The 12011-nt window shown below is 45.7% G+C and carries 12 protein-coding genes; 2 read left to right on the plus strand and 10 right to left on the minus strand.

What is annotated here, in order from left to right:
- The first annotated feature begins 12 nt into the window (after positions 1-12).
- Positions 13-150: a transposase gene (locus tag BUA56_RS23810; RefSeq protein ID WP_278320884.1), complete on the plus strand. Its 138-nt coding sequence runs from the start codon at positions 13-15 to the stop codon at positions 148-150.
- A 167-nt stretch (positions 151-317) separates the two neighbouring features.
- Here the strand turns inward: BUA56_RS23810 and BUA56_RS21865 are convergent, their stop codons facing one another.
- The gene (locus tag BUA56_RS21865) at positions 318-2378 is read right to left on the minus strand and encodes a penicillin-binding transpeptidase domain-containing protein (protein ID WP_072854874.1); all 2061 of its coding nucleotides are present in this window, start codon (positions 2376-2378) and stop codon (positions 318-320) included.
- 166 nt (positions 2379-2544) lie between these two features.
- Here BUA56_RS21865 and BUA56_RS21870 point away from each other — a divergent pair, with 166 nt between their 5' ends.
- Positions 2545-3090: a hydrolase gene (locus BUA56_RS21870; RefSeq protein WP_072854875.1), complete on the plus strand. Its 546-nt coding sequence runs from the start codon at positions 2545-2547 to the stop codon at positions 3088-3090.
- A gap of 58 nt (positions 3091-3148) precedes the next feature.
- On the opposite strand, the gene BUA56_RS21875 is transcribed toward BUA56_RS21870, so the two are convergent.
- The 9 genes from BUA56_RS21875 to BUA56_RS21915 all read right to left on the minus strand — a co-directional run bounded on the left by BUA56_RS21875 (position 3149) and on the right by BUA56_RS21915 (position 11468).
- Complete coding sequence (locus BUA56_RS21875; RefSeq protein WP_072854876.1) at positions 3149-4012, minus strand: NAD(P)-dependent oxidoreductase; 864 nt, start codon at positions 4010-4012, stop codon at positions 3149-3151.
- An 87-nt stretch (positions 4013-4099) separates the two neighbouring features.
- Positions 4100-5368, minus strand: coding sequence for a D-alanyl-D-alanine carboxypeptidase family protein (locus BUA56_RS21880; protein ID WP_072854877.1), 1269 nt, complete (start codon positions 5366-5368; stop codon positions 4100-4102).
- A gap of 71 nt (positions 5369-5439) precedes the next feature.
- A complete protein-coding gene (locus tag BUA56_RS21885; protein WP_072854878.1) occupies positions 5440-5835 on the minus strand; it encodes a DUF3783 domain-containing protein in 396 nt (131 codons plus the stop codon).
- Positions 5836-5844: 9 nt separating this feature from the next.
- Complete coding sequence (locus BUA56_RS21890) at positions 5845-7068, minus strand: MFS transporter (RefSeq protein WP_341443534.1); 1224 nt, start codon at positions 7066-7068, stop codon at positions 5845-5847.
- Positions 7069-7104: 36 nt separating this feature from the next.
- A complete protein-coding gene (locus BUA56_RS21895) occupies positions 7105-7893 on the minus strand; it encodes a zinc dependent phospholipase C family protein (RefSeq protein ID WP_072854880.1) in 789 nt (262 codons plus the stop codon).
- Positions 7894-7906: 13 nt separating this feature from the next.
- A complete protein-coding gene (gene scpB, locus BUA56_RS21900) occupies positions 7907-8476 on the minus strand; it encodes an SMC-Scp complex subunit ScpB (protein WP_072854881.1) in 570 nt (189 codons plus the stop codon).
- A gap of 16 nt (positions 8477-8492) precedes the next feature.
- A complete protein-coding gene (locus tag BUA56_RS21905) occupies positions 8493-9245 on the minus strand; it encodes a segregation and condensation protein A (protein ID WP_341443533.1) in 753 nt (250 codons plus the stop codon).
- Positions 9246-9337: 92 nt separating this feature from the next.
- On the minus strand, positions 9338-10132 hold the full coding sequence (locus BUA56_RS21910; RefSeq protein ID WP_072854883.1) for a metallophosphoesterase: 795 nt from the start codon (positions 10130-10132) through the stop codon (positions 9338-9340).
- A 145-nt stretch (positions 10133-10277) separates the two neighbouring features.
- Positions 10278-11468 (minus strand): D-alanyl-D-alanine carboxypeptidase family protein, encoded by a 1191-nt coding sequence (locus BUA56_RS21915; RefSeq protein WP_072854884.1) that lies wholly within the window; start codon positions 11466-11468, stop codon positions 10278-10280.
- Between the last annotated feature and the right edge of the window lie 543 nt (positions 11469-12011).

Below are 12011 nucleotides of genomic sequence, written 5' to 3' on the forward strand. Positions count from 1 at the left end.
ACATTTGGAATCATCAAATACGACCGAAGGTATAAGCGAATTGTAAGAAGAGGACTGGATTCGGTAAGAGTAGAGATATTTCTTGTTTCTATCGGCCATAATCTCTATAAAATCTATAATAAGCAGATGAGACTCCGGGAAGTGGCTTAAAGAAGAAAGAGCGCACGTTTGTTGGGGTAAGGGGGATTATGCGCTTTTTACTGCTTTTTTCTTACGCTTTCCACAAAATAAAGAGGGGCTGAAAAAATGGAGTTAGAGCAACTCCATTTTTTCACAGCCCCTCAGGGTGTCCCAAAATAGAACTGCCCTGTCCCTTTTTATTTATAGTTTGCAAAACATTCCCTCACCTTAGGCACTACATAGTGGCTGCCTCCCCTGTCTTTCACATCTTCCACCATCATTCCTATGAGCAGACAGGAATTCTCATCCCCGTCACGAATCCCCATAAAGTAGCCCAGCTCTGTACCGGTGGTATCTTCCTTGGAAGCCTTGATCTCTGCTGTACCGGTCTTGCCTGCTATGGTTTTTCCTTCGATCATGGCTTCATGCCCGGTCCCGTCCGGATGATCGACCACCTGAACCATATCATTCCATACTGTTTCCGCCGCTTCTTTGGTAAATACGTTTTCTTTCCAGTAGCCCGTTTTCTCTCCTTCCTCTTTTATCAGATAAGGAGTTATCATACTTCCGTCGTTGACAAAGGCAGAATACATTACCGCCAGGTGAAGGGGATTGACTAGTATTTTTCCTTGTCCGTATCCGCTGTCAGCCAGTTCTGTCTCACTTTGTATCTTTCCGTCTTCCCCATACGTTGAGGGTTTGTACTCCATAGTAAATGGAACGGGTTCATTAAATCCCACAGAATCAAGCCCCTTCTGGAAATTCTCCGTTCCCATATCAAGGGCTGCCTGGGCAAAATAAATATTGTCAGAGTAGATAAGGGCATTTTCCAGATTTTTCGGACTGTAGTCCGTCAGGGTGGTAACGTAATAATTTCCCCAGCTGCTGTCCTTCTGCCACTGCAGTCCCTCGTACACTGCCTCTGTGCCGGCTGTCAGCGCTCCCTGGGTCAGACCCAAAGCCGCCACGATGGGTTTGAATACAGACCCAGGCGCCCAGGTAGATCGGCAGCGGTTGTACAGGGGCTTTGACGCGTCATTATTCAATTCCTCCCACGCTTTGCTGGTATAGCCCATCACAAAATCATTGGGATTATAAGCCGGCGTGCTCACCAATGCCAATACTTCCCCGGTTTTCGGGTTCATTGCAGCACCCCAGCCTTTATCTTCAGCCAGCTGCCGGTACATCTGCGACTGAAGGATGGAATCTATTGTCAGCGTAATGTCCTTTCCGTCCTCCCCTTTTTGCTCCACAATTACAAATTTCTCATTTCCATCGCTGTCCACAATAGATACTTTACACCCTGTGGTGCCATGAAGCTGTTTTTCACAGACCTTTTCAATGCCGCCTTTCCCAATCTGGCTGGTGGCGGTATAGCCTTCACCGGCATGTTCTTCCAGTTCCTCCGCTGTGATATTCTGCGTATACCCCACAACCTGAGCAGCCGACTGCCCTAAGGGATAATACCGCACGGTTGTATCTGATATCTTGACGCCTGGAATTGTGAGAAGCTGAGCCTTCAGCGCCTCCTCGGTCTTGGCCACAGTGCGGATTGGTACAAATAAATCGTCTTTCACCCAGTTTGCGCTTAAAGCGGTTTCGATCTTCTCTTTGCTGACATCCAGGTACTCTGCAATCTGAGCAATTGCTCCCTCCCTGTCTTCCGGTAGTTTCCCAGGGACAATTCCAACTGAAGATGCGGTTCCCTCACCTGCCAGCATTACCCCATTTCTGTCGTATATATTACCCCGTTTGGGATAACTTGTCTCTGCTTTTATCTCTTCTCCTTCTTTCAAATGAGGATGCAGATCCTGTACCGACCAGTTCAGCATATACATCTTATCCTTATTTTTAGATAAGATAGCGCTGTTCTCAAAGGAAAGCTCCCCCGCCAGCGTACTCATGGTGAGCTGATAGGAAAGTGTCCGGGCACTTTCTCTCTTAGAATTGGATTTGTCATCCTCTGCAATAGAAATCTTGATCTGGTTTGCCTCCATGCTTCCGTAAAAATTCTGATTCTTTTCTATAAATGCTTCCTCAGAAATTGTACTCCGGCTGTCTTCTGAGAGCATCTGATACATTTTTTCATACTCTTTGTCATTGGCAAACTGAAAATACTGTTTCAGTCTCATTTCCGGCGTCTCAATTTTACTGTTTTGATACAGGAAGAACCCTAGGATTCCTCCCAGAACCAGAACCGCCGCGATTATTATAATTGCTGCTGCCTGCTTCGGCGAAATCTTTTTATTCTGCTCCATTCTATTCCCCTCCTGGATGGTGTCTGGCTGTCCGGGACAGCAGTGTATGAACAGTAACTAACATGTATTGTAATATTATCTTTCTTCCGTGTCAATTTGTCTTTCCCCTTCCTTTGTGATATCATATTCCTATTATAAGTATTGACCAAAGGAGGGATTCATTATCATGACACGAGAAGAAGCATGGAATCTTCTGACCGAATATAACCAGGAAGAGTTCCATCTGGAACACGCGCAGATAGTAGAAAATGTAATGCGGTATTTTGCAAGAGAGTTGGGGTATGCCCAGGAAGAGGAGTTCTGGGGCATTGTAGGTCTTCTTCACGATCTGGATTTCGAGCAGTTCCCTCAGGAACACTGTACCAAATCTCAGGAAATTATGGCAGAGCGAAAGATAGATCCCGCAATTATCCGTGCCGCCGCAAGCCATGGATACGGAATCACCGTAGATATCAAACCTGAGCATGAAATGGAAAAAATATTATTTGCCACAGATGAACTTACAGGTCTCATTGGAGCTGTTGTAAGGATGCGCCCTTCACACAGTGTACAGGACCTGGAAGTAAAATCCGTAAAAAAGAAATTCAAAACCCCCAAATTTGCAGCCGGCTGCTCCAGAGAAGTAATTCAGCAGGGTGCCGATATGCTGGGATGGACCCTTGATGAGCTGATGGAGAGAACCATTCAGGCCCTCCGGACATTTCAGGAGTAGCCGCCCGCCCATAAAAAGGAGGCTCTCCCTTGCCGGTAAAGCCTCCTTTTGCCGTGATTTATTTTTCATAATAATGAATCAAAGCCTGCGTTCCCAGATCCTCCATTCCTTTTTGCGACAGCTGCTCATACATATTCAAAATTTCTTCCAGAACAGGCATGGAAACCGCCCTGTCCTTCCCCTCTTCTACTGCAATCTTCATATCCTTAATATAATGCTTCATAAAAAATCCAGGCTGGAAATCGTCACTTAAAATCTTGGGAGCTATGTTGCTCATCTGCCAGCTTCCCGCTGCCCCCTGGCTGATGCTGTCCAGCATTACCTGCAGATCAAGGCCTGCCGCCTTTCCATACGCAAGGGCCTCACACACGCCTGCCAATGCCCCTCCTAAGGCAATCTGATTTGCCATCTTAGTATGCTGTCCGCTGCCTGCCGTTCCCTCATAGTGGATGGTCTTTCCCATAGCCCGAAACAGCTCTTCACACGCCTCAAAATCCTCTCTGGTTCCTCCGGCCATGATGGAGAGTGTCCCATCTGCAGCGCCAACGTCCCCTCCGGATACGGGTGCATCCAAGGCTTTAAGGCCTCGTCTGACAGCCTCCCTATTGATCCGCACGGACAGTTTGGGGCTGGTGGTGGTCATGTCAATAAGATATGTCCCTTTGGCAGCATTGGCAATAATACCTCCCTCTGAGAAATAAACCTCTTCCACATCTTTGGGATATCCCACCATAGTAATCACTGCCTCCTGCTCCCTGACACACTCCGCAATAGTATCCCTCCACTGGGCCCCCTCCCGGATCAATTCTGCTGCCTTCTCCTTTGTTCTGGTGTAAACAGTAAGCTCATAGCCGGCCTTCATCAAATTGCGCGCCATCCCTTTGCCCATAACACCGATTCCTATAAAGCCTATCCTTTTCATCTGTCTCTCCTCTTTTCCATGTCATTTCTGCTGGTACTTTTTTTCTACTATAGCACATTGGAATGGGACAGACAAGCTTGCAACGCCCTAAAAGCCCAGCAGGAATTTCTCCCCCACCTTCCCAAAGCACCACTGGAAATCTAATTCTCCCACTGACTTAGACGCAACGATAGGATACTCCTTTATCACCTCTCCATTCAGCTTATACTGAACACTTCCCACTGTCTGATGCTCTTTCACAGGTGCAGTCAATGATTTGGGAATATCATAGATAATGTCCACCTGCTCATCCCTCCGAAGAAGCATAGTTAGACTTTCGTCTCCCTCCATATCTACAGAAACCGGCACGTACGCTTTTTGGGACATTTCCCCCGCAGAGGATATTCCATCTTTTACAAATACATCCTGCATCTCTTTATCCTGGTCCAGAACATTTTGATATGAGTAATTATCCAGTCCGTAAGTCATCAGCTTCTTCGTGTCACTCCATTTATACCCTTTATTATTCGGCCATCCGCAGGCCAGAAGGGCTACGATGAATGTCTTGCCGTCCCGGTTAAGCGCTCCTACATAACAGTAGCCTGCTTTTGCCGTAAATCCGGTTTTCCCGGACAAGGCACCATCCATCATAGAGAGGAACGCATTATGATTGTTACAGCTATAAGAACTTTTCCCCTCCAGATCCGAGAAGCTGTAAGATGCCGTTCTGGTCACCTCCAGAAACTCCTCTTTTTTGGGAGACTCAGTAATGCAGTATTTCATAATCCGGGCCAAATCCGCCGCTGTTGTGGAATGTACCTTCTGCACACTGGTTACCTGGCCCTCTGCATCCGTCTCCTCCAGTGTTTTAGAAGCATCCAAGCCATTGGGTGTGATAAAGTAGGTATCTCTGCATCCAAGCTCCCGGGCCTTTTGGTTCATCAAATCCGCAAATCCTTCCACAGATCCCCCGATATGCTCTGCAATAAGGACAGCTGCATCATTGTGGGATTCCAGCATCAGCGAATACAGAAGATCCCCCAGCCGGAACTGCTGGCCCTCCCTTACTCCAAGATGTACTTTCGGCTGAGAGGCAGCATAGGCGGAAGCCGTTACTGTGTCCTCCATATTTCCTTGTTCCAGAGCCACAATACAGGTCATGATCTTTGTTGTGCTCGCCATTGGTTTTGCCTCATAGCCGTTCTTTTCAAATAGAACACGTCCGGAGTCTCCGTCCATCAGCACAGCAGAAACCGCATATAGTCCTGAAGGCTCCTCTACCGTATCTTCTGTGCCTTCCGCATAGACAGGAACAGTTTTAAACACTCCTGCCGTCAATGTAAGTATTGTAATCCATACAAAAAAAAGTCTCTTCATAGACTCCTCGCTCAAAGCATTATATAAAACTATATGCAGACAAAGTTAAAAAAATGAGTGTGTCCCCAGCCTTAAGCCTGACCGGGATCACCACTCATCTTTTCATGTTCTCTCTTTAATTCTTCATACAGCTCCAGAGAATTCCATTCTCTGTTCGTATCCGTCAGCACAGCCTTCAGATTTACCTTATCCAGTCGTTCTCTCCGAAATGCACGCAGCAGATCGTTCAGCTGCCCGTCTGTAAATCCTTTCAATAGCATCATTTCCTCCGAAAACCCCGGCCCTTCGTAGGCTTCTGCACCTTTCTCCATACCCGGAATCTTGGCCAGGGCGCCCACCGGCTGAAGATACTCTGCAGGTTCCACTGTTATAATTTTAGCCCCCAGACGGACACAGATAAATTTTATTTTCTGTTTTCGTCCGGGATCTGTAATATTGTATAGCAATACGGTACATCCTGGGTTCATACCATCACCTCACCCTTCTATTTTTGTCGTCTTGCGAAATGCAATGAGTCCAACCACAAACATCAGTGCCAGCATGAATACCCCTGTTTTAGAGCTTCCGCTCAGCTGTGTGGATATTCCCATAAGCATGGTCCCCATAAAAGCTGCCCCCTTGCCAAAAATATCATAAAACCCAAAATATTCGCTGGACTTCTCCTTCGGAATTATCTTTGCAAAATAAGAACGGGACAGTGCCTGAATGGCCCCCTGGAATACCGCTACGCACACCGCCAGAAACCAGAACTCCCATGCCTTATCCAGCTGCAGGGCGAACAATGCAATCCCCAGATACCCCAGAATAGCGATCATGATCAGATTCTCGCTTTTAAACCGCTTGGAAAACCTCGCAAACAATATGGAACAGGGGAACGCCACAACCTGTGTTAAAAGCAGGGCCAAAAGCAGATGCGTATCGCTGATTCCCACATCTTTTCCATAGGAGGTTGCAAGATCGATAATAGTATATACTCCATCAATATAAAAGAAAAATGCAATGAGAAAAAATAAAACCTTTTTATTTTTGCCGATATGCGTCAATACATTTCCCAGCCTGACGAAACTATCCCGCACAGGGGTATCAGATACCTCAACCCAATGCGTCTGCTGATAATTCTTCAGAAGAGGAAGTGTTACAAAAAACCACCAGGCGCCTGTAATGGCAAATGCGATCATAGTGGCCGTAACCCCCGAGATCCCGATTGCATCAGCTCCAAGTATCAGGAGAAGTGAAGCGACAAAGGGGATACAGCTGCCGATATATCCCCAGGCATACCCATGGGAAGAGACTACATCCATCCGCTCGTCTGTAGTGATATCGATCAGCATAGAGTCGTAAAATATAAGACTCATATTATAGCTTGCCTTTGCGATTACAAGAACAATTAAAAAAGCCAGCCACTGTTTAGGAATCATCAGACTCAGGCAGCCGATAACACCAAGTATAAAAAATGCTGCAAACAAGGGCTTTTTATAATTACGGGTATCCGCCAGGGTGCCGAATACCGGTCCCATCACTGCAACCAGCACGGTACAGACTGACAGAGCATAGCTTAAATATGCGGTAGAATCCGCCAGTGAAATTCCAGCCTGAGAAGCAAGATTTTTAAAATAAATAGGAATGATTGTGGTGCACAGCATTACAAAGGCGGAATTTCCTACATCGTACAAAATCCACTGCTTTTCCAACCTGCTCATTTTATCCATGCTATTGTCCTTTTCTTTCTCCATACTCTATTCAAAGTTGCGGTAAAAGCGTTCACTGAGTTCTTCTCTTCCCATCATGCACTCATAGAGGTTCCCCAGGGCTTCCGCGGCCTCATCAACTGCCTTCTGGTACATGACAATCAGCTCTTCATTGGATGCTTCACACTGTGGGTTCTTATGCTTCCTCATAACCTGACCCTCCATGGAATCATAGCACCCCAGAACTTTTAAAAGAAAAAGAAGCAGCTTCCTTTTGCATTCTGTTCTGCATACTAAAATACCAGTATAGAACTTCATCCCTCTCAGGGACTCCCAAACCTCCTCCGGGCGGATGGCCGGAAACAGGGAACTGATAATTTCATTTCCCTTCCGGGTGGGGCAGATGGACACAGCCGGGTGGTAGGTAAATGGATTTTTCTGCTCCTGCTCCATGAACATTCTGTCCAGTTCTGTCTCAATCTCCGCATGTGACACCCCTGTGATTCTCTGATATTCCCATATATAAGGGTGGCAGGCACTGTCCAGAATATAATGGCAGGCAAAGCCCAGGAGATAGGACATCATTTTATCTGAGGGCTTTTCCTGTACCTTTTTAATCCCTCTCTGAAAAAATGATGCTGCTATTTTCTCATGCACTTCCATAGCCGTCCTGTTGACTTTATTTTTGCTGAAAGGTTTATAGTAAAAAAAGATGTCCGGTCCGTGCAGGCCGATGAGATACAAGCTCTTAGATTTTCTTATTACGTCTTTCAGGTTATCAGGAAGCCGCTTGAAAACTTCCTTTCCAAATAAATCATGGGTATATGTTGTTGGCATAAATTTTCTCCTTTTATATATCCAGCTTCAGCTGTACTTCCTCCTCAGCCTCTGCCTTAAAGTCTTCCAGCTGCACCGGATCCAAAATCGGCAGGTCGTCCAGTCCCTGAACGCCAAAATTTCTCAAAAATTCTTCTGTGGTACCAAACAGAATGGGGCGTCCCGGTGCGTCCAGTCTTCCCAGCTCCTTCACCAGGCGGTATTCCACCAGCTTATTCACTGCGTGATCGCTTTTTACCCCTCTGATTTTTTCAATTTCCTGCTTTGTTACCGGCTGTTTATATGCGATAATCGACAGGGTTTCCAGCATAACATCCGTAAGGACGGCTTTTTTAGGCTGCAGAGCCAGCCGCACCAGATAGTCATAATATTCCTGTTTCGTGCACATCTGAAAGGAATTTTCCAGCTCAATAATTTTAATTCCGTGACTTTCTTCCTCATAACGAAGCATCATATTCCGGATAATTTTTCTGGTGGTATCTGTATCATGTTCAATGGCATTGGCAATTTTTGTTATCTCAACTGCCTCTCCCGCAGCAAAAAGCAGGGCTTCAATGGCACCCTCTATATGCTTTATCTCCATCTGCCTTCCTCTTTTCTTACAATGTTTCTATATAGATATCATCAAAAAGCCGCTCCTGGCTAATCCAAATCTTCCCGGTCTTCATCAGCTCCAGAATAGCCAGAAAGGTAACCACAATCTGTGTCTTGCTTGCCTGCTTCTGCAGCAGATTTCGGAAGCTGAACTTCTTATGGGTACTGGCATATGCCTCCACATAGTCCATTTTATCCGGGAGACTGACCTCTTCCCTCTCAATTTTTCCGAACTTGCTTCGGATGGGATCCAGCTTGTCCTCCTGACGGCGAATGATAGATTTAAATATTTTATTCAGCTGAGCCAAGGTAACTCCTTCGAGAAGCTGTGAGGGATCCACAGGCTCTCTGTATTCCAGCACCTCTTCCGGGATCGTTGGCTTTTTATAAATGGAACGTGCAGCTTCTGCCATTCTGTCTTTCAGCTCATAAGACATATATTTATACATCTTATATTCCAGCAGCTGCTGTACCAGTTCATCCCTGGGATCCTCTTCCTCCCCCTCTTCGTTTATCTCCCGGGGAAGGAGCATTCTGCATTTTATTGAGATGAGAGTAGCTGCCATAACCATAAATTCGCTCATGACATTCAAATCCTCTTCCTGCATTCTGCGGATGTACTCAAGATACTGCTCTGTAATTTCCACAATGGGAATATCGTAAATGTTCACTTTATTCTTTTCAATCAGGTGAAGCAAAAGATCCAACGGACCCTCGAACACCTGCAGTTTGACGGGAATTCCCATATTAACCCTCATTTCCTGCGGTCAGCAGGGCGTCTTTACCGCACCTGCCTTCATTTCCAGACATTCGAAGCTAATTTTACAACATTTACAGGGAAAAGTCCATACTACTCTTCCGGCTTCAGTATAATTACAAGCATTTCTCTGGGGTTAAAGATTCTGAGGGGAATGGTATGTTCCCCCATTCCCGCGCTGACCACCGCATATTTTCCCTCTTTTGTAAATAATCCATGACAGTACTTGGGAAACAGCGTCATATACGGGCTGATTAGTCCGTTCGTAAACGGAAGCCGCACCATTCCCCCATGGTAGTGTCCGGACAATGTAAGGTCTGCTCCCCAATCCAGGTAAGCATCTGTAAACCTGGGATTATGTGCAAGAAGAATATTATAGGCATTCTCCTCTGGTTTGCCCAGCAGCAGTTTCAGTTCCCGCTGAGACAGGCCGTGTCTCCTCTTTCTGTCGTAATACTTCATTGGGAGTTCCAGTCCGTAAATATTGACAGATGTTTTTTTGCTTTTCAGAGGGATATGCTGATTTTCCAGGAGAATCACCCCGGCCTTTTCCAGCTCTCTTTCATATCTCTGATACTGATGTTCATACTGTTCCGGATTAATCTTCATTCTGTACTCATGATTTCCCAGCCCGTAGTAGACCGGGCAGCATCCCACAGCCTGTCTCAAAAAGGATAAGGCAGGCAAAACGGATGCCCCTGGCTTACCTATAAGCAAATCTCCCCCTATCAGAATACCGTCCGGGTTCTCCTGGTATATCTTTTTCACCAGGACCGCATTGTTCTCCCCGAAACAAACATTGTGCAGGTCGCTTATCATAAGAAACTTCAACAGTTCTTTGACTTTTGGGGAACTAAATTCATACTCCGCTGTTATAAACTTCTTCACTGATAATTTCTATTCCTTTTCCATGAATTTTACTCTTACTATACACTACTTTTTCCTCCGGCGCAATTTTGAGAATCTTTACCAACCAAAAAGCAGAATATGCAAAGAGAAGTTTCTCTTTATATATTCTGCTTTTTTTAAAATTTTATGACGATTCTGCTACCAGCCAATCCTGAACAGATTTTTTGATATAATCAAAATAATTCGATTTTTCCACATCTGTTTTAAATACAATGTCAACAGATCCTATCTTTTCTCCGTCCAGATAATACTCCGCGGTTCCCGCTTTATCTCCCTTTTTTACCGGAGCCGTCACTTCTTTTTTCAGCTTAATTTTCTTTTCTATCTTATCAAATGACTGCCCTTTGGTATCCAGATACTGAAATGGTCCCTGGTATTGACATTGGGCTTCCCCGTCTATAGATTTCTTTACTGTTACAGGCTTTAACTCATCCTTATTCTCATCCGTGTACATATTGCAGCTGCCAAAGCCCAGATTCAGCATAGCTGCTGCATCCTTAAAACGAACTTTATAGTCCGGAGCTGTCATCACCACACTGATCAGCGTAATTCCATCACGTTTTGCCACAGCCGACACACAGTATTTTGCTATGCTTGTGCTTCCTGTTTTCAGGCCTACACAGCCGTCATATCCCCTTACCAGTTTATTTGTATTCGTAAGGCAGAATTCCTTTGTCCCCTGGGCAGTCACATGTGTTATATCTTCCATCCATATAGAGGAATAGTCCAAAATCTTCGGATATTTGGTAATTAATTCCCTGGACATCAAAGCCACATCATTTGCCGTTGTATAATGATTGGAAGACTCTGTGAGACCGCAGCAATCTTCAAAATTTGTATTTTCCATTCCTAATCCTTTTGCTCTTTCGTTCATCCTCTTTACAAATTCGCTCTCACTGCCGGCAATGTGTTCTGCCATAGCAACACTGGCGTCATTTCCCGAGGCTACTACGATACACTTTATCATAGTTTCCACCGTCTGTTTTTCCCCCTCCTCCAAGAACACCTGGGAACCGCCCATTGATTTTGCATGGGCACTGGTAACAACCTCATCCTCCATATGTAAGGTTCCCTTCTCTAATTCGTCAAATATGAGAATCAGTGTCATAATCTTGGTAATACTGGCGGGGCTAACCTGGGTATCCTTATCCTTCTCATAAATAATCGTCCCTGTACTCGCCTCCATTAAAACCGCGTGGGGTGCTGTAATCAGCTCCCCGCTTTCCGTCTCAGCAGTTTCAGCTAATACAAGGGCAGGAGAGATACTGAAAAAAATAGTAAGAATTGAAAGAAGAACTGCTAACTTCCGGGCCATGGTTATCTCCTAGATATGCTTTCTACTATTAGTTTAAGCGGGGGGGATGGGAAATATTACAAATTATAGTTTTTTGTATGTGGAGTTCGGAGTTATGTAGTCGGCGAGCGCATCGCAGACGGACGGATATAGGAGGGAGCACCGGGGAGACAGGGCCAGGGGCCGGAGTATAAGGGCAGGTCAGCTCGAGGCTCCGCTCCCCTGACCCTGTCTCCCCGGTGCTCCCTCCTATATCCTGGCAGAGACTCACTTCACATTCACGGAAAACGGGTGGGGAAGGTCGAATGTTGTACACTTTTCATATTATTCATCATTTATGATCGCTCAATGTTTTGGATAAACATCCAAACCGGTTACCGTTATCACTTCTATACTTTCTGGCTACATTACAGTCATATCCTATATGAATGATATCATTCCCCCTCTGATAAATTTACCCTCTGGAACTTCCCTATATCCAGGTGAGAGGAATCCCGCGGCGGTGGGATGGCTGGGTTGGGCGGGAGGGAGGCTTAAGTTCCGCGGACGATTCCGCAGGAGTGA

This window comes from Lactonifactor longoviformis DSM 17459 (genome assembly GCF_900129135.1).
GTDB classification, from domain to species: domain Bacteria; phylum Bacillota; class Clostridia; order Lachnospirales; family Lachnospiraceae; genus Lactonifactor; species Lactonifactor longoviformis.

Bases quoted from the DNA above. Each gene is read 5' to 3' on its own strand.
- BUA56_RS21905 (WP_341443533.1), bottom strand. From the start codon at position 9,245: ATGAGGGTTAATATGGGAATTCCCGTCAAACTGCAGGTGTTCGAGGGT.
- BUA56_RS21865 (WP_072854874.1), bottom strand. From the start codon at position 2,378: ATGGAGCAGAATAAAAAGATTTCGCCGAAGCAGGCAGCAGCAATTATA.
- BUA56_RS21880 (WP_072854877.1), bottom strand. From the start codon at position 5,368: ATGAAGAGACTTTTTTTTGTATGGATTACAATACTTACATTGACGGCA.
- BUA56_RS21895 (WP_072854880.1), bottom strand. From the start codon at position 7,893: ATGCCAACAACATATACCCATGATTTATTTGGAAAGGAAGTTTTCAAG.
- BUA56_RS21870 (WP_072854875.1), top strand. From the start codon at position 2,545: ATGACACGAGAAGAAGCATGGAATCTTCTGACCGAATATAACCAGGAA.
- BUA56_RS21885 (WP_072854878.1), bottom strand. From the start codon at position 5,835: ATGAACCCAGGATGTACCGTATTGCTATACAATATTACAGATCCCGGA.
- scpB (WP_072854881.1), bottom strand. From the start codon at position 8,476: ATGGAGATAAAGCATATAGAGGGTGCCATTGAAGCCCTGCTTTTTGCT.
- BUA56_RS21875 (WP_072854876.1), bottom strand. From the start codon at position 4,012: ATGAAAAGGATAGGCTTTATAGGAATCGGTGTTATGGGCAAAGGGATG.
- BUA56_RS21915 (WP_072854884.1), bottom strand. From the start codon at position 11,468: ATGGCCCGGAAGTTAGCAGTTCTTCTTTCAATTCTTACTATTTTTTTC.
- BUA56_RS21890 (WP_341443534.1), bottom strand. From the start codon at position 7,068: ATGAGCAGGTTGGAAAAGCAGTGGATTTTGTACGATGTAGGAAATTCC.